The sequence below is a fragment of the Tabrizicola sp. M-4 genome, assembly GCF_051132405.1.
In the GTDB taxonomy this organism is placed as follows: Bacteria; Pseudomonadota; Alphaproteobacteria; order Rhodobacterales; family Rhodobacteraceae; genus Paragemmobacter.
The window spans coordinates 1,881,559-1,905,255 of sequence record NZ_CP128606.1 but is presented as its reverse complement, the minus strand read 5'-3'; the positions used below and the strand labels follow the sequence as shown (position 1 = coordinate 1,905,255).

Below are 23,697 nucleotides of genomic sequence, written 5' to 3'. Positions count from 1 at the left end.
TTGCATACAACACGCAGGAATCCCTTGCATCACACATATTCCTGATGCATCGGACCCGCACCGCCATCCGTTCCGCCACCCGGAACACCAGCCATTTGCAGGAGGCATCCATGACCGTCACCGTCGGACATGACAGCGCAAAAACCCGTCAGACATTGACCGCAGGCGGCAAGTCCGTCGCCTATTACTCCATCCCAGCCGCACAGGCTGCGGGCCTTGGGGATTTCTCCAACCTCCCCGCCGCGCTGAAGGTGGTGCTGGAGAACATGCTGCGCTTCGAGGATGGCAAGACCGTCTCCCTCGACGACATCCGCGCCTTCGGTGACTGGGCCAAGATGGGCGGCAAGAACCCGCGCGAAATCGCCTACCGCCCCGCCCGCGTGCTGATGCAGGACTTCACCGGCGTTCCCGCCGTCGTGGACCTCGCCGCGATGCGCGACGGCATCCTCGGGCTGAAAGGCTCCGCCGCCAAGATCAACCCGCTGGTTCCCGTCGACCTCGTCATCGACCACTCGGTGATGATCGACGAATTCGGCACCCCCCGCGCCTTCCAGGCCAACGTGGACCGTGAATACGAACGGAACATGGAACGCTACGTCTTCCTGAAATGGGGACAGAAGGCCTTCAACAACTTCCGCGTCGTGCCGCCCGGCACCGGCATCTGCCATCAGGTCAACCTCGAATACCTCGCCCAAACCGTCTGGACCGATACCGACCAGAACGGCCATGAAGTCGCCTATCCCGACACCCTCGTCGGCACCGACTCGCACACCACGATGGTCAACGGCCTCGCCGTCCTCGGCTGGGGCGTCGGCGGGATCGAAGCCGAGGCCGCGATGCTCGGCCAACCCGTCTCCATGCTCATCCCCGAAGTCGTGGGCTTCAAGCTTACGGGAACCATGCGCGAAGGCACCACGGCGACCGACCTCGTCCTCAAGGTCGTGCAGATGCTGCGCAAGCACGGCGTGGTGAACAAGTTCGTCGAATTCTACGGCGAAGGCCTCGACCACCTGCCGCTCGCCGACCGCGCGACCATCGCCAACATGGCCCCCGAATACGGCGCCACCTGCGGCTTCTTCCCGATCGACGATGAAACCCTGCGCTACCTCCGCCAGACGGGCCGCGACGAGGCCCGCATCGCGCTGGTGGAAGCCTATGCCAAGGCCAACGGCATGTGGCGCGGCCCGGATTACAACCCCGTCTACACCTCGACGCTCCACCTCGACATGTCGGAAATCGTCCCCGCCATCTCCGGCCCCAAGCGCCCGCAGGACTACCTGCCGCTGACGGATGCGAAAGCCTCCTTCGCCAAGGAGATGGAAGCCTCCTTTAAACGCCCGCTGGGCGTCGAAGTGGCCGTGAAGGGCGAGGATTACAAACTCTCCTCCGGCAAGGTCGTGATCGCCTCGATCACCTCCTGCACCAACACCTCCAACCCCTACGTCCTGATCGGCGCAGGCCTCGTGGCGCGCAAAGCCCGCGCCCTCGGCCTCACCCGCAAGCCGTGGGTGAAGACCTCCCTCGCCCCCGGATCGCAGGTCGTCTCCGAATACCTCAACGCCGCAGGCCTTCAGGAAGACCTCGATGCCGTGGGCTTCAACCTCGTGGGCTACGGCTGCACCACCTGCATCGGCAACTCCGGCCCGCTGCAACCGGAAATCTCGGCCGCCATCGCCGAAGGCGACCTCGTCGCCACGGCCGTCCTCTCCGGCAACCGCAACTTCGAAGGCCGCATCTCGCCCGACGTCCGCGCCAACTACCTCGCCTCGCCCCCGCTGGTCGTGGCCTACGCGCTGGCAGGCGACATGAACATCGACCTGACCACCGAACCGCTCGGCACGGGCAAGGATGGCAAACCCGTCTACCTCAAGGACATCTGGCCGACGAACAAGGAAATCGCCGACCTCGTCCACGCCACCGTGACGCGCGAGGCCTTCCTCAAGAAATACGCCGACGTCTTCAAGGGCGACGAAAAATGGCAGGGCGTCCAGATCACCGAGGCCGAAACCTACGACTGGCCCGCGGAATCGACCTACATCCAGAACCCGCCCTACTTCCGCGGCATGGCGAAAACGCCGGGCACCATCAAGAACATCAAGAACGCCCGCGTCCTCGCGCTCCTCGGTGACATGATCACCACCGACCACATCTCCCCGGCGGGTTCCTTCAAACCCACCACCCCGGCGGGCAAATACCTGACCGAACGCGGCGTCGAACCGCGCGAGTTCAACTCCTACGGCGCCCGCCGCGGCAACCACGAGGTGATGATGCGCGGCACCTTCGCCAATATCCGCATCAAGAACGAGATGCTGGACGGCGTCGAAGGCGGCTACACCAAGGGCCCCGACGGCGCGCAGACCTCCATCTTCGACGCCTCGATGGCGCATCAGGCCAACGGTACCCCGCTGGTCATCTTCGGCGGCATCGAATACGGCGCAGGCTCCTCGCGCGACTGGGCGGCCAAGGGCACGGCGCTTCTGGGCGTCAAGGCCGTGATCGCCGAGTCCTTCGAGCGTATCCACCGCTCCAACCTCGTCGGCATGGGCGTCATCCCCTTCGAATTCACGAATGGCGACACCCGCAAATCGCTGGGCCTCAAGGGCGACGAAACCGTCTCCATCGAAGGGCTTGAAGGCGATCTGAAACCGCTCTCTACCGTGCCCTGCCACATCACCTATGCGGATGGCACCACCAAGACGATCCAGATCAAGTGCCGCATCGATACGGAAATCGAGATCGAATATGTCGAACATGGTGGCGTGCTGCACTACGTGCTGCGCAACCTCGCCGCCTGAATTCGGAACCAACTGGAAACGCGGGGCCACCCGCGTTTCCAAAAATCCTATTGATTCAAATTCCTTACATGCTAGGCCTTCCTCACAAGGAAGTGATGAGGGACCAATGCAGCTTTCCACCCAACAGCAGATGCTGGTCGAACAGCGCCTGTCCAACGAAAAGAAATCCGCGGGCGTGGCCTATCTCCTGTGGTTCTTCCTCGGCGGCTTCGCGGCGCACAGGTTCTATCTCGGCTCCGTCGGCATCGGCATCGTGCAGCTCATCCTTTGCTGGGGCGGCCTCCTGCTCAGCGGCATCCTGATCGGCATCCCGCTCCTGATCATCTTCGCGATCTGGTGGATTGTCGACGTCTTCCTGATCAGCGGCCTCGTCGACAAGGACGCCAACAACAAACGCCTCCGCATCATGAACGAAGTGGCCCTCACCACCCGCGCCGAGGCCTGACCTCCCGCACAGCCACACCGTCCCGGCGCGCGGCCCTTGCCCACGCGCCGGTTTCCACATCAAGACCGCCTTTGCGCCCTTTTGCCGCCGCATTTTGCCCGCAAGAAAGGTTAAATCGCGGCTCCCTGCCACCGGTTCACCGGAAACGATCTGTTTCCAACAAACCGGACCGATTCTCCTGTGCATTCGGCTATCCTGATCTCGTCGCGTAACCTGAGACGCCGGGAAGACCAGATGATCGTTCTCACGCCCCCACCTGAAACGAAGCGTTCGGTCCTGACCGGCCATAGTCTGCCCTTCGGCGAGGGTCTCTTCCTTGCCACCCTGCTGTTGCTTGCCATTGCAGGTGCGTGACGACAGTGAATGGTGCGCCCTCTGTCCGGGGCTTGTGTTCGTCTTTTCCCAAGTCATTACCCGGTAACCGCCCTTGGGCGGAAATTGGAAAGGGGGGCTGGATCAGCCCCCCTTTTCGCTTACTTCGGTGGCGACGGCCTCAACTCCCCGCTGCTTCCTCCGCCAGCGCCGCCTCCAGCGCAGGCACGAAGCGCGCTTCGTAATCCGTCCCCACCAGCGGCCCTATGAAGCGGAAGGCCACGGTCCCGTCGCCCCGCAGGATGAAGGTCTCGGGCGGTGCGGTCACCCCCCATTCCACCCGGTCGCGCCCCGTCGGATCGAACCCCAGCGCAAAGAACGGATTGCCCTCATCCGCCAGATAGGCCAGCGCATCGGCCTCCTGATCGCGCATGTTCACGCCCGCGACCCGGATGCCCCGCTCCGCCATCTCCAGCAGAACCGGATGCTCGGCCCGGCAAGGCGGGCACCAGCTCGCCCAGAAATTCACCACCGTCACCTCGCCCGCCCGCAGATCGGCATCCGTCAGCAACGGATAGCCCGGCAAACCCGCGGCCGGCACCGGCGGCGCCTGCCTGTTCAGAAAGACCGATTGCAGATCATCGGGATTCTCGCGCTGCATCCCGACATAGAACAGCCCCGCCAGCCCCAGAAACAGCACCGGCGGCAGCGCCATCAGCCACTTAGCCATCGTCCCGCCCCTGCCGCGCCTCGACATCCCGCAACCGCGCCTTCACCCGCTTCCCCTGCCAGACCGTCAATCCCACCACCGCCGCCAACAGCGCCAAGGACGCCCCGTAAGAGGCCAGCACCGCAAAGGCATATTTCCCCAGATCCGGCATCATGCCAGCCGCTCCCGCGCCAAAAGCGCCTGCAACCGCCGCGCCCGGATCTCTGTCCGTGTCCGCATCAGCACCAGCGCCACGAACAACAGCACAAAGCCCGCTATGCAGACCAGCAGCGGGAACCAGAACACATCCGCCACATTCTCCTCCTTGTCCAAGGACAGCGACGCCCCCTGATGCAGCCCCTGATTCCAGAACAGCACCGCATAGCGCGACAGCAGCGCAAAGACCGACCCCACCAGACACAGCACCGCCGTCAGATCAGCGGCGGTATCGGGGTTCTCGATCGCCTCCCACAGCGCGATATAGCCCAGATAGAACAGCGTCAGGATCAGGAAGGAGGTCAGCCGCGGGTCCCATGCCCACCACGTCCCCCACATCGGCTGCCCCCAGAAGGCCCCGGTCACCAGAGCGATCATCGTGAAGGTCAACCCGACGGGCGCAGCCGCCTTCGCCGCCAGCGCCGATACGTGATGCCGCCGGATCAGCCAGATCAGGCTCGTCACCAGCATCATCACCCATGCATTGATCGCCATCATCGCGCTCGGCACATGCAGGTAGATGATCTTGACCGTCGACCCCTGCCGGAAATCATCCGGCGTGAAGAAGAACCCCCAGATCAGCCCCACCACAAGACAGATCACCGTCACCCCCCAGACAAGGGGCAGCAGCCCCGCCGAGGTCTGCATGAACTTCTTCGGATTGGCATATTCCCAGATCGACATGCGCCCTTCCCTACCCGCTCGGCCCGCAGGCCTCAATTCACTATCCCGCGCGCCGCCTAGCGCAGATTGACGCGGATCGCCGCCGCCGCCGCGAAAGGCAGCAGGGCCGCCGCCCCAAGCGTGATCCCCGCCAGCAGCAGAAGGGGCACCGAAACCTCCATCCCCGCCGCCCCCCGCTTCACCACCTCCGCCCCGAAGATCAGCGTCGGCACATAAAGCGGCAACACCAGCAGCGACAGAAGCAATCCCCCCCGCTTCACCCCCACCACAAGCGCCGCGCCAAAGGACCCGATCACCGAAAGCGCGGGCGTCCCCAAAAGCAGCGAAAGCACCAGCCAGCCATAGCCCGCCACGGGCAGGTTCAACAACACCCCAAGCACCGGCGCCGCCAGTGTCAGCGGCAACCCCGTCACCAGCCAATGCGCCAGCGCCTTCACCGCCACCACCCCCTCCATCGGCATCGGGCTCGTGGCCAGCAGGTCAAGCGACCCATCCTCGAAATCCAGCGCGAAGATCCGGTCCAGCGACAAAAGGCAGGCCAGCAGCGCCCCCACCCACAATATCCCCGGCGCAATCCGCCCCAGAACCCCGCCCTCCGGCCCCACACCCAAGGGCACCAGCACCGCCACCAGCAGGAAGAAGGCCAGCCCCAAGCCGAACCCGCCCCCCGCCCGCATCGCCAAGCGCAAATCCCGGCTCAGGAGCGCCCACATCCCGCGCCCCCTTCATCCGTTCCCAAATATCCTCGGGTGGGTCCGGGAGGGCAGACAGCCCTCCCGGGATCAGCCATCCCGCGCGCGGCCAACCCGACCGCGCCCCCTCTCCCCATGGGGGAGAGGGTCGGGGAAAGGGGCCACCCCCTCACGAAAACGCCTCATCGAAGGCCCCGACAGGCCCGCCCGCCACAGGCGCCCGCGCCCGGAAGGGCGCAAGGTCCAGAACCTCCGCCTCCGCCAGACCCAGATCGATATGCGTGGCCATCAGCGCGGCCCCCCCGCCCGCCAGATGCGCCCGCACCACCCCGGCAAAGAGCGCGACGCTCGCCGCATCCAGCGAAACCGTCGGCTCATCCAGCAGCCACACGGGCCGCCCCGTCACCAGCAGCCGCGCCAGTCCAAGCCGCCGCTTCTGCCCCGCCGACAGATTCGCCGCCAACCGCCCACGCAAGGCCACAAGGTCCATCGCCAAAAGCGCGTTCTCCACATCCCGCATCCCATGGACCGAGGCCCAGAAGCGCAGATTCTCCTCCACCGTCAGCACGGCCTTCAACCCGTCGGCATGGGCGGCATAGGCGATGCTCTCTGCCGGAACGGAAACCGACCCGTCAAGCGCAGGCTGCAACCCCGCGATGGTGCGCAGCAGCGTGGTCTTGCCCACCCCGTTCGGCCCCCGCAGAATCAGGGCACGGCCCGCCCGCAGCCGAAAGGACACCCCCTCCAGCACCGCTATCCCGCCACGCGCGACAGCCAGCCCCTCGACGCTCAGATCCATGCCGCGTCCCCGGCCCCCGCCGCCTGCGAAAAATCTTCCTCCGAAGATTTTTCCCGAAAAGTTTCCTCCGAAAACTTTTCGTCCGCGGCGCTCATGCGCCGCTCCCCGGCTGGAACACGGGAAGAAGCGCCGCCGCGATGCGCCGCCCCTCGCCCAGAAGCACGTTGTAGGTCCGGCAGGCCGCGGGCGAAGACATCACCTCCACCCCGATCCCGCCCGCCTCCAGCGCCTCACGAAAGGCCCTTGGCGGATGGGCGATCTCCGCCCCCATGCCCAGCAGCAGCACGTCGATCCGCCCCGCCATGGCAAGCGGAACGCCCGTATCCTCCAACCCGCCCCAAGGCCCCGCATCCCAAGGCGTGATCAGGCAGGCCCCGCGCAGCACATGTCCGCCCACGCGAAAGAAACCGGGCCCATACCCCTCCACCGGCTGCGCGCTGCCATAGCTGATCTCGGTAAGCCGCATCCGTGCCCCCTCAGGCCCAAAGCTCAGGCATCCACATTGGCAAATTCATCCGGAGTGCCCTTGTTCTTGGGCTTTTCGCTACGGTCCAGCCCGATCATCAGCACGATGTTCTTCGCCACATAGACCGAGGAATAGGTCCCGAGGATCACACCCAGAAATATGGCAAAGCAGAAGCCTCGGATCACGTCGCCGCCGAAGACCATCATGATCCCCACCGCGATCAGCGTGGTCGTCGACGTCATCAGCGTCCGGCTCAGCGTCTCGTTCACCGACAGGTTCATAACGTCCCGCAACGGCATGGTCTTGTACTTCTGCAGATTCTCCCGCAGCCGGTCAAAGACCACCACCGTGTCGTTGATCGAATAGCCAAGGATCGTCAAAAGCCCCGCGATGATCGTCAGGTCGAACTTGATCTGGAACAGCGCGAAGATGCCGATGGTGATGAAGACATCATGCAGCAGCGCCAGAACACCCCCCAGCGCGAACTGCCATTCGAACCGCATCCAGATATAGGCCAGCACCGCCGCCGAGGTCAGCGCCACAGCAATGATCGACCCCCAGACCAATTCGCCGGAAACCTTCGGCCCCACGCTTTCCACGCTGGGAAAGGTCATCGCCGGATCGATGGTCCGCAGCGCCTCTTCCACCGCCGCAATCGTCTCGGGCGTCACCGCCTCCGTGGCATCCAGCGCCGCGATGCGCACCATGGCCACGTTCTGCTCCGGCCCGAAGCTGGGATCGAAAACCTCGGTGATCGCCACATCGCCCAAGGGCAACCCCTCAAGCGCCGCGCGATAGGCCCCCACATCCACGGGCTGGGCACTTTCCGTCCGGATCGTCGTGCCGCCCTTGAAATCGATCCCGAAATTAAGGCCCATCACCCCCCAGGCGACAAAGGCCGCCACCATCAACAGCATAGACCCGCCGAAGGTCAGCCACTGAAAGCGGAAGAAATCGAAACTGGTCTTTTCCGGTGCAAGCCGCAATCTCCAGGCCATTCCGCCCCCCTCACACGTAGACGGTGCTGGGCTTGCGCAGCCCATACCAAGTTTCCACCATCTGCCGCGTCACGAACAGCGCCGTGAAGACCGATGTCACGATCCCGATGGCCAGCGTCACCGCAAAGCCCCGCACCGGCCCCGCCCCCATGGTGAACAGCACCGCCGAGGTGATCAGCGTCGTCAGGTTCGCGTCCACGATGGCCGAAAGCGCCCGCTCATAGCCGATCTCGATCGCCCGCGCCGCCGATTTGGCATTCTTCAACTCCTCGCGGATCCGCTCGAACACAAGGACATTGGCATCCACCGCCATCCCGATGATCAACACGATCCCCGCGATCCCCGGCAGGGTCAGCGTCCCCCCGATGGCCGAAAGGATGCCGAAGATCATCGCCATGTTCAGCGCCAGCGACAGCACCGCAAACACCCCGAACAGCCCATAGGACGCAATCATGAACACGCTCACGGCAGCCATGGCGATCACCGCCGCCACACGCCCCGCATCGATGGAATCCTGCCCAAGCTCCGGTCCGATGGTCCGCTCTTCAAGGAAGGTCATGCTCGCAGGCAGCGCCCCCGCCGACAGCAACACCGCCAGCCGGTTCGCCTCCTCCACCGTGAAATTCCCGGTGATGATCCCCGACCCGCCGGGAATATGGCTCTGGATCACCGGCGCCGAAATCACCTTGCCGTCCAGAACGATGGCAAAGGGCGCCCCGATGTTCTGCGCCGTATAGTCGCCGAAGGCCCGCGCGCCGCGCGCATCGAACTGGAAGGCCACGGCAGGCCGCCCGTTCTGATCGAAATCCCCTTTGGCATTGGTCAGGTCATCGCCCGACACGACGGGCACTTCCTCGACCGTGTACCAGACCCCTTCCTCGTCGAGCGAGGGCAGGCTGATGTTCCCCGCCCCCGGCGTCCGGTCCTCGGCCGTGCCACGCCGCACCACCGGGTTGAAGGTCAGCTTCGCCGTCGTCCCGATCAGCGCCTTCAACTCCGCCGCCGACCCGATCCCCGGCACCTGAATCAAAATGCGGTCCGCGCCCTGCCGCTGGATCGTCGGCTCCCGCGTTCCGGCCTGATCGACCCGCGTCCGGATGATCTCCAGCGATTGCTGGATCGTCCGCAGGTCCACCGCCTCGCGCTCCGCCTCCGAAAGCTGCACGATCAGCACATCGCCCTCGGCCGTCACGTCGATATCGGTCTGCCCCACCCCCGTCAGCGTCACAATATTGGACGACAGCGCCCGCACCGCCTCCACGCCCGCCGCCATTCCGGCAGGGTTCTCGATCTGCACGCGCAGCTCATACGGCACCTGCGTCGGCTGCCGCCGCACGCTGCCCACCTGGTCGCGCACGTCGCGCAAGGCGTCGCGCACTTCCGGCCACCAACCATCCATGCGCGCCTTGTAGACGTCCGAAACCTGCACCTCCGCCAGAAGATGCGCCCCGCCGCGCAGATCAAGCCCCAGATTGACCAATCCCGAAGGCATCCACGTGGGCCAGAGGTCCAACGCCGCCTGCTGCTCTTCCGTGGCGAAACCCGCAGTCTCCACGGCAAGCGCCGCGTCGTTATGGGCCTCCACCCGGCCATAGAACAGGTTGGGCACAGACAGAACCAGACCTGCCGCCACCAGCGCCCAGATCAGCGCCTTCTTCCACGCCGGGGCCGTCATCATCGGGGTATATTGCATGGCGACAGTCCGCTCCGGATCGGTCCGCTCCGGCTCAGGCCGCAGCCGGTTCCGTCTTGTTGATGACCTGCGCGATGGTGCCCTTGATCACCTTGACCTTCACGCCCTCGGCGATCTCGACCTCCACCATGTTGTCTTCCTGCACCTTCGTCACCTTGCCGACGATCCCGCCCTGCGTGACGACCTGATCCCCGCGCCGCAGCGCCTCGACCATGGCCTTGTGCTCCTTCATCTTCTTCTGCTGCGGGCGGATCAGCAGGAAATACATGATCGCGAAGATCAGGATCAGGGGGATGAACGAGGCAAAGGCGGAACCGGCACCGGCACCGGCGGCCTGGGCATAGGCGGGCGTAGCAAACATGGGCGTCCTCTCACTGTCGCTTTGGGCCGGGTCACCCGGCCAGATTTGGCGCGCACCCTAAAGGCGGGGGCATGGGAAGGCAAGGCAGCCACTGTGCCCCGCCGACCCGGCGCATATAGGCATGCGAAAGGGCCTTACCAAGCACCGGCAAGGCCCCCAAGGCGCATTTCGCAGCGCCCTTTCCACCGAAACGTGATCCGCCCCTAAAGGCCCAGCCGCCGCGCCAGCCCCATCATCTTTCGATAGACCAGCGGCGGCATCAGATCCTGCACCAGTTCGCGCCGCGCCGTCTCGGTATCGGCCTTGTCTCCCGTCCCCGGACGCGGCCGGAACAGCGTCGTGTGGCTCTTGCGCGTCGCATCCCAGGTCGCGGTGTAATAATACAGCGCGATCGACTGCCGCGGCACGCCATCGGGATGGTTCACCTTCTCGGGGTTCCCGTGCCAACTGTCCGAGGTGGTGGAAAAGCAGACCATCCGGTTGAAGGTCGGAACGAAGGAACTCACCTTCCGCGTCATCCCCTTGTCCCACAGCTCGAACGACCCGCCATACTCCTCTTTCCAGTCATGGTTGAGGTAGATCAGGATGTTCAGCCGCCGCTCAAGGTTCAGCTTGCCGTGGTGGTTGAAGTCGGCATGGATGTCCAGATGCCCCCCCGTCTCGATCCGGTGGATGCCGCCGCCCGCGAAATAGGGATCGGGGATCAACCCGCTGATGCCGGTCAATTCCTCAAGAAACATAAGGAAAGGCCGCGAATTCAGCGCGTAGAACAGGTTCTTCGTATAGGTCCCCAGCCGCTCCGGCAAATAGCTGGATTTCAGCCGCTCCTGCTCCCGGTTGAACGAGGTTTCCGCCTCCGGCAGGTCTCGCAACTCTTGCAGGACACGCTCCAGTATCTCGGGCGGCAGGAAATTGTCGAACCCGCCATGCGGATAGGGCTGGGCCGTCCGATAGGCCTCGGCATGGGCGCGGGCCGCCTCGCGGGCGGCATCGGCGGAGATCAAGAGGGTTTCGGGGTCGATCGGCAGGACGGGTTGGGTCATGGGCGCTCCGAAAGGCTAAGGGGACTGCGTAAAGAAGGGCGGATAAAGTGATTACCAATCGTCGAGGCTAGCGCCGACAATCCACCCGGTCATCCCTCCAAGGTCCCGGACAAAGGTCCGATCCTCGCGCCGCCAGTCGATCCAAGGCCGCCCCCCCGGTCCCGGCCAAGGGCGGGGTCGGCCCTTTCTGTGCGCCCATGCACGATTAACCAACCTGCGCGCGCCTCACCTCTCGGATTTTGTATGTACACTTTGCGGTACAGAATACGGCACAACCCTCGGCACAGGGTTTTTCAGCAAGATCAGCACCTTGCCGCCCCCTTTCCCTTCTTCGTCAAAACGGGCATACCTGCCCCCGTTCACACCCCAGAGGACAGGGCCATGCACGACATCCGCGCCATCCGCGAAAACCCCGCCGCCTTCGACGAAGGCCTGCGCCGCCGTGGCCTGCCCCCCGCCTCGCCCGAGATCCTTGCCCTCGACGCCGACCGCCGCGCCAAGATCGCCGCGGCCGAAACCGCCACCGCCGATCAGAACCGCGCCTCCAAGGACGTCGGCGCCGCCAAGGCGCGCGGCGACGATGCCGAATTCGAACGCCTCCGCGCGCTTGTCGCTGAAAAGAAAGCGGAAATCGCCAAGTTGACGGCCGAGGCCGATGCACAGGATTCGGCCCTGCGCGACATGCTGATGCGGATTCCGAACCTTCCCTTGGCCGATGTGCCCGTGGGAAAGGACGAGGATGACAATGTCGAACTCCGCCGCTGGGGCACCCCCCGCGCCTTCGATTTCAAGCCGCTGGAGCATTTCGAGATCGCGGGCGTCAAGCCGGGGATGGATTTCGAAACCGCCGCCAAACTCTCCGGCGCGCGCTTCGTGGTGCTGCGCGGCGCGGTGATCCGCGTGCATCGGGCGCTCGCGCAGATGATGCTCGACACCCATGTGAACGACCATGCGTTAACCGAGACATGGACCCCGGTCCTCGTGAAGGAAGACGCCATGTATGGCACCAACCAACTGCCCAAATTCGCCGAGGACAGCTATCAGACAACCAATGGTTGGTGGCTCGTCCCCACCTCCGAGGTGACGCTGACGAACACGGTGGCGGGCGATATTCTGGAAGAAAATCAACTGCCTATCCGCATGACCGCCCATACCCAATGCTTCCGCTCCGAGGCGGGTTCGGCGGGCAAGGACACCACCGGCATGCTGCGCCAGCACCAGTTCGAAAAGGTGGAGATGGTGTCGATCACCACCCCTGAAACCAGCCTCGCCGAACATGACCGCATGACGCGCTGTGCGGAAAATATCCTTGAAAAACTGGGACTTCCCTACCGCACCATCGTCCTCTGCACCGGCGACATGGGCTTCGGCGCGCAGAAGACGCATGATCTGGAGGTCTGGCTCCCGGGCCAGAACCGCTATCGCGAGATCAGTTCCGTCTCCGTCTGCGGCGATTTCCAATCCCGCCGCATGAACGCCCGATTCCGCCCTGCCGCAGGTGGAAAACCCGAATTCGTTCATACACTTAACGGCTCTGGTCTGGCCGTGGGCCGCACCCTGATCGCGGTGCTGGAAAACGGCCAGCAGGCCGATGGCTCGGTCGATCTGCCCGCCGCCCTCCACCCCTATCTCGGCGGCAAGACCCGCATCACCCCCGAAGGCGCGCTGGCATGAAAGCCCGCGCCGCCCTCCTCCTCCTCGTCACCCTCGCCTTCGGCGCCGCCCCCTTCCTGACCCCGCCCTTCCGCGGCTACGATCCCGCGCTCTTCCCCGTCAACATACCGCGCCCCTCCATCCAACCCGCCGGATACGCCTTCGCGATCTGGAGCGTGATCTACCTCTGGCTGATCACCCATGCCGTGCTAGGCCTCTGGAAACATGCGGAAAACCCGGCATGGGACGCGCCGCGCCTGCCGCTCGTCGCGGCCATCGCGCTGGGTTCGGCATGGCTTTCCATCGCGCCGGTCGCGCCGATCTGGGCCACGGTCACAATCCTGATCATGGCAGCCACCGCCATCGCCGCCTTCCTGCGGGCCGATACAGAAACCGATCGCTGGCTCCTCTCGGGCCCGATCGCCATTCTCGCAGGCTGGCTCTCCGCCGCCGCCGCCGTCTCCACCGGGGTGGTCGCGGCAGGCTATGGCCTCCTGACCGACACCTCCTCGGCCCTTGCCATGATCATCGCAACGCTGATGGTGGCCACCACGGTCCAACGGCGCAAGCCGCGGATGCCGGTCTACGGCCTTACCGTGATCTGGGCGCTTGCCGGAATTGTCGTGGCGAATGCGGGGCTTAACCCCGCCGTCGCCATCACTGCCGGCCTTGGCATCGCCGCCATGGCCCTGATCCTTCGCGCCACGTTGCGGGCCTGAGGCGGCGCGCCACCAACGCGCCCGCCACTGGATCAGTCCTTCCGCCCCTCTATATGTTTGCGCAGGCGGCTTGGTGTGTGGAACTTGCGTTCCTTGAACGGGTTCTTGTCCCCCTGCGACCGGAACATGATCCGGATCGGAACCCCCGGCATCTCGAAGTGATCCCGTAACCCATTGACGAGATAGCGCTTATAGCTTTCGGGCATCTCGTCAGGCCGCGAACACATCACCACAAAACCCGGCGGCCGCGCCTTCACCTGCGTCATGTAACGCAGCTTGATCCGGTGTCCGCCGGGGGCCGGTGGCGGATGCGCCTCGGTCATGGCACCCAGCCAGGAATTCAACCGCGCCGTGGTGATCCGCTTGTTCCACACATCATGCGCGCGGCAGATCGCGGCATGCAGCCGGTCCAGCCCCCGCCCCGTCTTGGCCGAGACCGTCACCAATGGCGCCCCGCGCAGCTGAGGCAGCAGCCGCTCGAACATCTCCTTCAGTTCGGCCAGCTTCTCCTGCTTCTCGTCCTCGAGGTCCCACTTGTTCACCGCGATGACGACCGCCCGCCCCTCGGTTTCCGCATAATCCGCAATCCGCAGATCCTGCGTCTCGAAGGGGATCTCCACATCCAAGAGCACGACCACGACCTCGGCAAAACGCACCGCCCGCAGCCCGTCGGCGACCGAAAGCTTCTCCAATTTCTCGGTCACACGCGCCTTCTTGCGCATCCCCGCCGTGTCGAAGATGCGGATCGGCGTGCCTTGCCAATCGGCCCGCACCGAAATCGCATCCCGCGTGATCCCGGCCTCAGGTCCCGTCAGCAGGCGGTCCTCGCCGATGATCTTGTTGATCAGCGTCGATTTTCCGGCATTCGGCCGCCCGATCACGGCGATCTGCAGGGGCTTCTTCGCGGTCGGGCGATGGGCAACCGGATCGACCTCCTCGTCGCCCAGTTCCTCGGGGATATCCACCTCCGTCTCCGGCGTGTTCATGGCCTCGCGCTCTGCGAATTCCTCACGGAAAGGCGTCAGGATACGGTAGAGGTCATCCATCCCCTCGCCATGTTCGGCCGACAGCCGAACCGGCTCCCCAAGACCCAGCGACCACGCCTCCAGCGCCCCGGAATCCCCCGCGGCCCCCTCGGCCTTGTTCACCCCCAGCACGACACGCGCATTCTTCTTGCGCAGGATATCGGCAAACACCTCATCGGACGGAGTCACCCCCACCCGCCCGTCGATCAGGAACAGACAGACATCCGCCATCTCCACCGCGCGCTCGGTCAGCCGCCGCATCCGCCCCTGAAGGCTGTCGTCGGTGACTTCCTCCAACCCCGCCGTGTCGATCACGGTGAAACGAAGGTCGAACAGCTTCGCATCCCCCTCGCGCAGGTCGCGCGTGACGCCGGGCTGGTCATCGACCAGCGCCAGCCTCTTGCCGACAAGACGGTTGAACAACGTGGATTTGCCCACATTGGGCCGCCCCACGATCGCAAGGGTAAAGCTCATCGCCCGCTCCCGGTTTTTCCGAAGGGGAACCCCTACACGGGGTTGGCGTCAACGGAAAGCGTGAAGTTGCCCGTTGCCCGACACCACGAACAAAGCCCCGCCTGCCAGAGCCGGCGGCGCCGATGCCCCACCCGGGATCTCGGCCCCGCCCACAAGGGCACCATCCGCCGGGTTGAACAGACGCAACTGCCCGTCGCCGGACACCACGGCCAACCGCCCCCCGGCCAGCACCGGCCCGAAATGCGGCACGATGGCCTTCTGCCGTTTGGGCTTGTCCTTGGTGAAATAGGGCATGTCCACGGCCCAGATCACTTCGCCGCTCGCGGCATCCAGACGCACCAGACGGTTCTCGTCATTCACCACGAAGACCGACCCGCCCACGACCAGCGGCGTGTTCAACGCGCCCTCCACCGCCGTCCAGATCCGTTCACCGGACGAGGTATCCAGCGCCGCCGTCCGGCCCGAAGCGGTGCCGACATAGGTCACATCGCCCACCGTCACCGCATCCCCGGTGATGTCGGTCACACCCGCATAGGCGCGGCCCACGCGCTGCCCCGTCACCGGGGCCTGCCAGACCTGCACACCCGAAACCTTCAGCGCCGCCGTCACCGACCCGTTCGCAAAGGGGAACAGCACAAGGTTGTCGCTTACCGTGGGCGCAGAGGCCCCGATCATGCCCGTCACGCCCACGGCACCCGGCACGGTCCAGCGCACGCGGCCCGTCTCGGCGTCGATCGCCCAGCCCGAACCGTCACGCCCCGAAACGAAGACCGTCCCGCCCGAAACCGCAGGCGCGCCCGTGATCGGGCTGTCCACGCGCTGCCGCCAGACGATCCCACCCGTCGCCGCATCCAGCGCGACCAGTTCGCCATAGGCCGTCGCGGCATAGACGCGCGCCCCGGCCACGGCCAGACCACCGCCCGAAACGCTGCCGCCCCGATCGAATTCCGCCGTCAGGTTGCTGGTCCACAGCACCCCGCCATTGGCCCCCGTCGCCTGCACGACCGAGGCCGAATCCAGGGTGAAGATACGGCCATCCGCCACGACGGGCGCTGCACTCACCCGATTCCGGCGGTTGTTGCCTGCCCCGACATTCACCGACCAGACCCGCTGCGGCGCAGCCGAAAGCGCGCCATGCGGCTGCTGATGGTTCGCACCGCCGGCCCGCTGCGCCCAATCCGCATTCGCAACCGCTGCAGGCAGGGAAATCGGCTCCGACCGGTTCTCGGGCCGCAGGGGCGGTGCCACCGGGGCGGGCTGCCCCTCGACGGGAATCGAGGCCTCCAGATCGGCCCGCACCGGAAAGCGTTCGCCCTCCAGCACCAATTCCCGTTCGCACCCGGCAAGGGCCGTCACCAAGGCCAGCCCCGAGATCGCCACAACAACCCTGCGTTTCACCGTCCCGGCCCCCATCCTGCCCTGCGATCCGACCTAACCATGCTTCGCTTCCGCGACCAAGGCAAAGTCACCCTGCATCTTCCGGCGCAACTTCGGCGGGGGGGGCCTCGGCCTCCACCTCGCCACCCAACGCCACGATCATTTCCCGCGCGCGCGTCCGCACGCCACCCGGCGCTTCCTGATCCGTCAGCAAGGCGTTCAGGGCGGCCACGGCATCCTCCGTGCGGCCCTCTTCCACCAGAAGATAGGCCATCTGCTCCAGTGCCATCGTCCGATAGGGCCTTCCCGGCGCAGCGATCGGGTCCAAGGCCGCACGGCGCTCGGCCAGAGGCATGTCCGCCCCGGCCACCACGACCCGGCGCAACACCGCAAGATCGCGATAGCTCGCAGGCTGGGTCGCATCCGCTGCAAGACGGTCAAGCGCGGCCAGCGTCGCCGCGCGATCCCCTGTCGGGTCCGAGGCCAACAACAATTGCAGAATGGCCAGTTGCGCACCATCCGCGGGCACTGCCTCCAGCGCCGCCACGCGCGCCTCTGTCGTTCCAAGGTCCAGCGCATCCAGGACCGCATCCCCGAAAGCTTCGGCGCGCGCCGCCTCCTGCACCTTGCGCCACTCGGTCCAGCCCGCGCCACCGACGATGCCGAGTACCACCACCACGCCGATCCAGCCATATTTGCGGAACAGCGCGAACAGCCGGTCGCGGCGCACCTCTTCGGTCACCTCATCGATGAAGCTGTCGGGATTGCTCACGGGCCTCTCCAGTCCTTTTTTCCCGTCTTACACGCAAGCGGGAACCCTTGCCAAGCCCCGCCCCCGCCGTGCCGCGGCGACCCGCCGCCCCGACCTGCCGTGCAAACACCGCGAAAGCGTCAAAGTTTCACCATTCGCCAAGGCGATGCTATCACTCGTGTTGAATGTTCGAGTGATGGTGTTCCATGGGTATCGAGTTCCTGATGTGGCCCCTGCTTTTGGCAGGCCTCCTTGGATATGACCTGCTTGCCGCGCAGGACGATCCGGCATCCGATGATCCGGACCCTCCACAATCCACCGATCCAGACGCCAACTATCTGCCCACACCGGACACGGGCGGTCTCAAGGGCGAGGTAGGCGAACGCGATGCCGATGCCCTTTACGACGAATCCGCCTATCTGCGCGACGTCGAAGGAACCGCTGGCGACGACACTCTGGCAGCCAATCCGGGCGAAGAGGACATCGCCTTCTTTGGCGGCGCGGGCAATGACAGCATCACCGGCAGCACCGATGACGACTGGGCCGAAACGGGCGCGGGAAATGACGCCGCCAATATGGGCGACGGAGACGACTTCGCCTTCGGAGGCAGCGGAAACGACGGCCTGACCGGCGGCACGGGGGCCGACTTCCTCCATGGCGGGCTGGAGAATGACAGTCTCTTGGGCGGCACCGGCGGCGACAGCCTGCATGGCGGGGCCGGGACAGACAGCCTTCAGGGCGAGGCGGGATCGGATCTCCTCTATGGCGGCTCGGGCAATGACACGCTGGATGGTGGGCTGGATGGCGACACGTTGAACGGCGGCGCGGGGACCGATTCCCTTCTGGGCGGCGACGGCAACGACTCGCTCAATGGGGATGATGGCGACGACCTCATCGCCGGGGGCATCGGCAACGACACCGTGATCGGCGGACGTGGCAGCGACAGCATCCTTGGCGAGGACGGCAACGACCTGCTGAACGGCTTCGACGGGGATGACAGCCTCTTTGGCGGCATCGGCAATGACAGCCTTTTCGGCGGCAATGACGACGACCTGATCGACGGCGCCATCGGCAACGACTCCATCGGCGGCGGCGCGGGCGAAGACAGCCTTGCCGGGGGCGAGGGCAATGACACGCTTTCAGGCGATGGCGGTGCCGACAGCCTGAGCGGCGGCGCGGGCAATGACAGCCTGTCGGGCGGGGACGAGAACGACACCCTTGTCGCCGGGTCAGGCAACGACACGCTGTCCGGCGGCACGGGAGAGGATAGCTTCGTCGTCGAAACCGCAGGCGCACCGGCGGGCATAACGACGGTGACGGATTTCGCGACAGGCGACCGCCTCGTCGTGGAATGGACGGGCAACAGCGCCCCCACTGTTACGGTCACGGCAGATGCCGCGAACAATCGCAGCATAGTCCAGATCGACGGCCTCCCGCAGGCCTATGTCAACGGCACGACAACTCTGACCGCCGCCGATATCCAGCTCCTGCGCGTCACCTGACGCGCAGGCTCATTCGGCGGCGAGGCTCTCTTCCTCCTCCGCCGATTGCCGCGCCCACATCGCGGCATAGCGCCCGCCCTGTGCCAGCAACTCCTCATGCGTGCCGGACTCCGCGATCCGGCCAGCCTCCAGCACCACGATCCGGTCCGCATCCGCGATGGTCGAAAGCCGGTGCGCGATGGTGATCACCGTCCGCCCCTGCCCCATCTCGCGCAAACTGTCCTGAATGTCCCGCTCCGTCTGGGTATCCAGCGCCGACGTCGCCTCGTCCAAAATCAGGATCGGCGGGTTCTTCAGCAGCGTCCGGGCGATCCCCACCCGCTGCTTCTCGCCCCCCGACAGCTTCAGCCCCCGCTCGCCCACCTTCGTCTCATATCCCTCCGGCAGCGACACGATGAAATCATGGATCTTCGCAGCCTTCGCCGCCGCCACGATCTCCTCCTCCGTCGCATCCGCCCGCCCATAGGCGATGTTGTAGCGCACCGTATCGTTGAACAGCACCGTATCCTGCGGCACCACCCCGATCTGCGCATGGATCGACCCCTGCGTCACATCCCGCAAATCCTGCCCATCGATCCGGATCGCCCCGGCATTCACGTCATAGAAACGGAACATCAGCCGCGCGATCGTCGATTTCCCGGACCCCGAAGGCCCGACCAGCGCGTAACGCTGCCCCGCAGGCACCGTAAGGTCGATCCCCTTCAGGATCGGCCGCGCCGCATCATAGCCGAACTCGACCCCCTCGAAGGCCACTTCGCCCCCGCGCACCTGCAACGCAGGCGCGCCCGGCCTGTCGGTCACTTCCGCAGGCTGGCCCAACAGACCGAACATCTCGCCCATATCGACCAGAGCCTGCCGGATTTCGCGATAGACGGTGCCAAGGAAGTTCAAGGGCATGGTGATCTGGATCATATAGGCATTGACCATGACGAAATCGCCAACCGTCAATTCACCCCGCTGCACCCCCATCGCGGCCATCACCATGACGATCACCAAGCCTGTCGTGATCAACAGCGCCTGCCCGCCATTCAGGAAGGAAAGGCTCTGCCCCGTCTTGACCGCCGCCACCTCATAGCGCTGCATCGCATGGTCATAGCGCGCCGCCTCGCGCGCTTCGGCATTGAAATACTTCACCGTTTCGAAATTCAGCAGGCTGTCGATGGCCTTCTGGTTGGCATCGGTGTCCTGCTCGTTCATCTCACGCCGGATCTTCACCCGCCATTCCGTCACCTTGAAGGTAAAGGCGACATAGAGCGAGATCACGATGACCACGACCGCCATGTAGGAAAATCCGAAGACCGTGGCGAAGATCACCGCCACCATCGCCAGTTCCAGGATCAGCGGCCCGATGGAAAACAGCATGAATCGCAGCAGGAAATCGACGCCCTTCACCCCCCGCTCGATGATCCGGCTAAGCCCCCCCGTCTTGCGCGTGATGTGATAGCGCAGGGACAGCGCATGGATATGCTCGAAGGTCTGAAGCGCCAGCCGCCGCAACGCCCGCTGCCCCACCCGTACGAAGATCGCGTCGCGCAACTCCTGGAACGCCACCGTCCCCAGCCGCGCAAGCCCATAGGCCACCGTCAGACCGACCGCCGTCAGCCCCATGATCGTCGCCGCATCCGGCGCGTCACCCGCCAGATTGTCCACCGCCTGCTTGTAGAGGAAGGGCGTCGACACCGACACGATCTTCGCCGCCACCAGCATCAGCAGCGCACCGACCACCCGCCGCTTCACCCATCCCTCGCCCTCCGGCCAGAGATAGGGCAGCACGCGCCTTATGGTCTGCCAGCCGGAAGCGGGCTTTTCATCTGTCGAAACGGGAGTCTTGCGCATCTTGGGGGGTCCTCTCGACACCCTACCTATGCCCCTTCGCCAAGAAGTGCCAGAGCCCCCCCGAACACCCCCCTGTGCAGCAATGCGCCAAGCAAACCCCGCCCCGGACTTGCTCCGGGGCCTCGTGGTCAGCCGGAGGCCCCGAGTCAGGCCCGGGGCGCGCGCTCACTCCTTGGGAATGGTGAAGACCTGCCCCGGATAGATCAGGTCGGGATCGCGGATCTGGTCCTTGTTGGCCTCGAACACCTGCACGTAAAGGATGCCTTCCCCCAGCGTATCGCGCGCGATGCGCCACAGGGTGAACCCCGGCTGCACCGTCACGCTGGACGGTGCCACCGCGGGCGCCGCTGCCTCCGCCGTCGCCTCGGCGCCTGCCTCGACCACCGCCTCGCCCGCACCCGATGCGGCGGCCAGCGCCTCGACCGTCTCGCGCTTGAAGGGCGTCTCGAAACGGCTGGTCACCTTGCCTTCGGCATCAAGCTGATCGGCGCGCAGCGTATAGACGCCCGGCTGCACCTCGGGCAGCGTCACCGCCCAGTCACCCGCCCCGCTGACCGACGTCTCGGTCAGTTGCGCATTGTCCAGATAAAGGCGCACCACCCGCTCGGCCGACCCGCGCCCGGCGAGTTGTACAGCACCCTCGGGCGTGTAGGTTATCGTGTCGATGGTCACGTTGACGACCAACCCACCGGGCAGGTCCGTCGCCGCCTGCAACACCTTGGCCCCCTCATCCGTCACCAAAAGCGCCGCCGGTGCCGCCGGCGTGGCCGCGGCCTCCGCCGCGGGTTCGGCGGCCGCGGCGGGCTCTGCCGTCGTCGCGGAAGCCAGCGCCACAGGTGCCACGGTCGGCGCGATCACCACCGTACCCTCGGCGGGGACCTCCACCCCGTCCTGCATCCGCATCACCAGCGACAGGACGCGCGGCGCGGGGCTTGGCGCAAGGTTGAACATGGCGACGAACTTCCCGGTCTGATCGGCAGGCACGGCGGCGATCTCGGCCCCCGTCACCCGCAAGGAAAGCGTCGATCCCGCCAAGGCAGTCCCGGCCACAAGGGCAGACCCGTCCTGCTCCACCCGCACGAGATCGAAGGACGGCGGCGCGATCACGGGCTCCGCCACGACCTCCGGTGCGGGGACCTCAGCCAAAGGCTCGGCGACAGGTTCGGTTTGCGCCTCGGGCGCAGCCGCCACCTCCTCTGCCGCGCCATCAGAAGCGGCCTCATCCGCAACATCCGTCGCAGGTGCCAGTTGCACTTCCTCGGCAGGCGCCACCTCAACCGCGGCACCCTCCGCGGTCTCCTCCGCTCCCGCAGCCGCATCTGCCTCCGCCGCATCAGCCTCCGGTGCAGCCTCCGCCACCTCTGCCGCAGGCGCATCCGCCTCGGCGGCCTGTCCGGGCGCTGGTTCCGGAACCGCCTCGGCCACCGGCGCAGGGCGGCTCACCGTCCAAGCCCCATAGAGCAGCGCGGCGATCACCACGATCACCCCACCCACCACACCGCCACGATTGGCAGCCGACATCTCAGCCCAAGGCTTCATTTCCGTTCCCCATACCCTGCGGGTCCGCGGGGCCTGTTTTCCGGCCCCTTCTTCCCTTATTTCCACAAGCCCGATAACACGGAAGCAGGCAACCTCCCAATCCCTGAAAGCCACGCCATGTCCCCGCTCCGTTCCGTCTGTGTCTTCTGTGGCTCACGTCCCGGCAACCGCCCCGCCTATGCACAGGCCGCACGCGATTTCGGGCAGGCCATCGCGCAGGAAGGCTGGCGCCTCGTCTATGGCGCGGGCGATGTCGGCCTGATGGGAGAGGTCGCCCGCGCCGCGCAATCCGCAGGCGCACGCACCATGGGTGTCATCCCCACCCATCTCATGGCCCGCGAACAGGGCAAACGCGACCTCTCGCAACTGGTGATCACCGAGGACATGCACGAACGCAAGAAGGTCATGTTCATGAACTCCGACGCCATCGTCGTCCTGCCGGGCGGCGCGGGCAGCCTCGACGAATTCTTCGAGGTCCTGACCTGGCGCCAGATCGGCCTGCACCGCAAGCCGATTTTCCTGCTCGATACCGAAGGCTACTGGCAGCCCCTCGTCACGCTGAACCGCCATGTCATCGCCGAAGGCTTCGCCGAACCCCCGATGCTGGAATTCTACAGCACCGTCCCCGACGTGCCCTCGCTCGTCACCGCATTGCGCAGCGCCCTTTCCTGACGCCACCCTTCCAGCGAATAGAGCGCCAGCGCCCCCCAGATCATCGCAAAGGCCGCCGCATGCCATGCGGTAAAGGCCTCGCGGAACACCATCACCGCCACCGCCGCCTGCAGCGTGGGGTTCAGGTATTGCACCAGCCCCAGCGTCGAAAGCCGCACCCGCTGCGCCCCCCATGAAAACAGGATCAGCGGCCCCCCGGTGATCAGCCCCGACAGCGGCAGCAGCCACGTCACCGCGCCCGCTTGCCCGAACCAGCCGCCCGCAACCACCCCGCCATGCGCCAAAGCCAGCCAGACCACGGCCAGCGGCAGCAACAGCATCACCTCCGCCGTCACGGAAACCGCCGCACCCGCCGCCATCTGCTTCTTGATCAGCATGTAAGGCGCAAAGGAAAAGGCCAGCGCCAGCGAAACCCATGGCGCGACCCCCAACCCATAGGTCAGAACGAACACCGCCCCCGCCGCCAACCCGACCGCCGCCCCCTGCCCCCGTGTCAGGCGTTCACCCAGCACCATCACGCCCAGCACGACCGACACCAGCGGAAAGATGTAATAGCCAAGGCTCGCCTGCACCGCATGCCCCGTCTGGATCGCCCAGATGAACAGCCCCCAGTTGCAGGCCACAATCCCCGCCGCCAGCCAGACCCTGCGCCGCACTGGACCGCGCAGCAGCGTCACCGCCGCCCCAAACCGACCCTGAACCGCAAGCAGCACCCCGAAGAAGGCGAATGTCCAGACCGTCCGATGCGCCAGCACCTCCAGCGGTGGCACCATCGCCAGTGCCTTGTAGTAAAGCGTCGCCAGACCCCAGATCGTGCAGGCCGCCACGATGGCCAGAATGCCCTTCCCCGCCTCGCTCACCGCTCCCCCGCATCGAAAAAGGCCGCCCCCGCAGGGACGGCCCTTCCTCGCATCGCCCATCCCGGCCCGCAAGCCG

General features: G+C 65.7%; 22 protein-coding genes. 6 read left to right on the top strand and 16 right to left on the bottom strand.

All coding sequences use genetic code 11. From position 1 onward, the window contains the following. Nucleotides 1-110: 110 nt before the first annotated feature. Together acnA and TabM4_RS09200 are read left to right on the top strand one after the other, a co-directional pair. A complete protein-coding gene (gene acnA / locus TabM4_RS09205; protein ID WP_434621519.1) occupies nt 111-2,795 on the top strand; it encodes an aconitate hydratase AcnA in 2,685 nt (894 codons plus the stop codon). 106 nt (nt 2,796-2,901) lie between these two features. Further along, nucleotides 2,902-3,240: a TM2 domain-containing protein gene (locus tag TabM4_RS09200; protein WP_434621516.1), complete on the top strand. Its 339-nt coding sequence runs from the start codon at nt 2,902-2,904 to the stop codon at nt 3,238-3,240. 493 nt (nt 3,241-3,733) lie between these two features. On the opposite strand, the gene TabM4_RS09195 is transcribed toward TabM4_RS09200, so the two are convergent. From TabM4_RS09195 to TabM4_RS09150, 10 genes are all read right to left on the bottom strand, one after another. Next, on the bottom strand, nt 3,734-4,282 hold the full coding sequence (locus TabM4_RS09195; protein ID WP_434621513.1) for a DsbE family thiol:disulfide interchange protein: 549 nt from the start codon (nt 4,280-4,282) through the stop codon (nt 3,734-3,736). Continuing rightward, nucleotides 4,275-4,436 (bottom strand): heme exporter protein CcmD, encoded by a 162-nt coding sequence (gene ccmD, locus TabM4_RS09190; protein WP_434621510.1) that lies wholly within the window; start codon nt 4,434-4,436, stop codon nt 4,275-4,277. Before ccmD ends, TabM4_RS09195 begins: the two co-directional genes overlap by 8 nt. Continuing rightward, a complete protein-coding gene (locus tag TabM4_RS09185) occupies nt 4,433-5,161 on the bottom strand; it encodes a heme ABC transporter permease (protein ID WP_434621507.1) in 729 nt (242 codons plus the stop codon). Before TabM4_RS09185 ends, ccmD begins: the two co-directional genes overlap by 4 nt. A 56-nt stretch (nt 5,162-5,217) precedes the next feature. Then, on the bottom strand, nt 5,218-5,874 hold the full coding sequence (gene ccmB, locus TabM4_RS09180; RefSeq protein ID WP_434621504.1) for a heme exporter protein CcmB: 657 nt from the start codon (nt 5,872-5,874) through the stop codon (nt 5,218-5,220). Between the two features lie 148 nt (nt 5,875-6,022). Continuing rightward, nucleotides 6,023-6,652 (bottom strand): heme ABC exporter ATP-binding protein CcmA, encoded by a 630-nt coding sequence (gene ccmA, locus TabM4_RS09175; protein WP_434621501.1) that lies wholly within the window; start codon nt 6,650-6,652, stop codon nt 6,023-6,025. A gap of 91 nt (nt 6,653-6,743) precedes the next feature. Then, a complete protein-coding gene (locus tag TabM4_RS09170) occupies nt 6,744-7,118 on the bottom strand; it encodes an Mth938-like domain-containing protein (protein ID WP_434621498.1) in 375 nt (124 codons plus the stop codon). 23 nt (nt 7,119-7,141) lie between these two features. Then, entirely contained in the window at nt 7,142-8,116 is a 975-nt protein-coding gene (gene secF, locus TabM4_RS09165; RefSeq protein ID WP_434621496.1) for a protein translocase subunit SecF, read from the bottom strand. Nucleotides 8,117-8,126: 10 nt separating this feature from the next. Beyond that, nucleotides 8,127-9,794 (bottom strand): protein translocase subunit SecD, encoded by a 1,668-nt coding sequence (secD, locus tag TabM4_RS09160; protein WP_434621998.1) that lies wholly within the window; start codon nt 9,792-9,794, stop codon nt 8,127-8,129. A 49-nt stretch (nt 9,795-9,843) separates the two neighbouring features. Continuing rightward, entirely contained in the window at nt 9,844-10,170 is a 327-nt protein-coding gene (gene yajC, locus TabM4_RS09155) for a preprotein translocase subunit YajC (protein ID WP_434621493.1), read from the bottom strand. Nucleotides 10,171-10,373: 203 nt separating this feature from the next. Next, complete coding sequence (locus TabM4_RS09150) at nt 10,374-11,213, bottom strand: 2OG-Fe(II) oxygenase (RefSeq protein WP_434621490.1); 840 nt, start codon at nt 11,211-11,213, stop codon at nt 10,374-10,376. A gap of 381 nt (nt 11,214-11,594) precedes the next feature. Here TabM4_RS09150 and serS point away from each other — a divergent pair, with 381 nt between their 5' ends. Both serS and TabM4_RS09140 read left to right on the top strand, forming a co-directional pair. Next, nucleotides 11,595-12,887 carry a serine--tRNA ligase gene (gene serS, locus TabM4_RS09145; protein WP_434621487.1) on the top strand — a complete coding sequence of 431 codons (1,293 nt, stop codon included), beginning with the start codon at nt 11,595-11,597 and terminating at the stop codon, nt 12,885-12,887. After that, on the top strand, nt 12,884-13,585 hold the full coding sequence (locus TabM4_RS09140) for a hypothetical protein (RefSeq protein ID WP_434621484.1): 702 nt from the start codon (nt 12,884-12,886) through the stop codon (nt 13,583-13,585). Before serS ends, TabM4_RS09140 begins: the two co-directional genes overlap by 4 nt. Before the next feature lie 32 nt (nt 13,586-13,617). Here the strand turns inward: TabM4_RS09140 and der are convergent, their stop codons facing one another. The 3 genes from der to TabM4_RS09125 all read right to left on the bottom strand — a co-directional run bounded on the left by der (nt 13,618) and on the right by TabM4_RS09125 (nt 17,233). Further along, nucleotides 13,618-15,084 (bottom strand): ribosome biogenesis GTPase Der, encoded by a 1,467-nt coding sequence (gene der / locus TabM4_RS09135; protein ID WP_434621481.1) that lies wholly within the window; start codon nt 15,082-15,084, stop codon nt 13,618-13,620. Nucleotides 15,085-15,132: 48 nt separating this feature from the next. After that, the gene (locus TabM4_RS09130) at nt 15,133-16,482 is read right to left on the bottom strand and encodes a PQQ-binding-like beta-propeller repeat protein (RefSeq protein ID WP_434621478.1); all 1,350 of its coding nucleotides are present in this window, start codon (nt 16,480-16,482) and stop codon (nt 15,133-15,135) included. A gap of 67 nt (nt 16,483-16,549) precedes the next feature. Beyond that, entirely contained in the window at nt 16,550-17,233 is a 684-nt protein-coding gene (locus tag TabM4_RS09125) for a hypothetical protein (protein ID WP_434621475.1), read from the bottom strand. 185 nt (nt 17,234-17,418) lie between these two features. On the opposite strand from TabM4_RS09125, the gene TabM4_RS09120 reads away from it, so the two are divergent. Beyond that, the gene (locus TabM4_RS09120; RefSeq protein WP_434621472.1) at nt 17,419-18,714 is read left to right on the top strand and encodes a calcium-binding protein; all 1,296 of its coding nucleotides are present in this window, start codon (nt 17,419-17,421) and stop codon (nt 18,712-18,714) included. Between the two features lie 9 nt (nt 18,715-18,723). Here the strand turns inward: TabM4_RS09120 and TabM4_RS09115 are convergent, their stop codons facing one another. Next, nucleotides 18,724-20,550: an ABCB family ABC transporter ATP-binding protein/permease gene (locus TabM4_RS09115; protein ID WP_434621469.1), complete on the bottom strand. Its 1,827-nt coding sequence runs from the start codon at nt 20,548-20,550 to the stop codon at nt 18,724-18,726. Nucleotides 20,551-20,715: 165 nt separating this feature from the next. Then, the gene (locus TabM4_RS09110) at nt 20,716-22,071 is read right to left on the bottom strand and encodes a LysM peptidoglycan-binding domain-containing protein (RefSeq protein WP_434621467.1); all 1,356 of its coding nucleotides are present in this window, start codon (nt 22,069-22,071) and stop codon (nt 20,716-20,718) included. A 135-nt stretch (nt 22,072-22,206) separates the two neighbouring features. On the opposite strand from TabM4_RS09110, the gene TabM4_RS09105 reads away from it, so the two are divergent. Beyond that, entirely contained in the window at nt 22,207-22,761 is a 555-nt protein-coding gene (locus TabM4_RS09105) for a TIGR00730 family Rossman fold protein (protein WP_434621464.1), read from the top strand. Here TabM4_RS09105 and rarD read toward each other — a convergent pair. After that, a complete protein-coding gene (gene rarD, locus TabM4_RS09100) occupies nt 22,701-23,621 on the bottom strand; it encodes an EamA family transporter RarD (protein WP_434621461.1) in 921 nt (306 codons plus the stop codon). The two genes, TabM4_RS09105 and rarD, sit on opposite strands and share 61 nt — an antisense overlap. Nucleotides 23,622-23,697 lie beyond the last annotated feature (76 nt).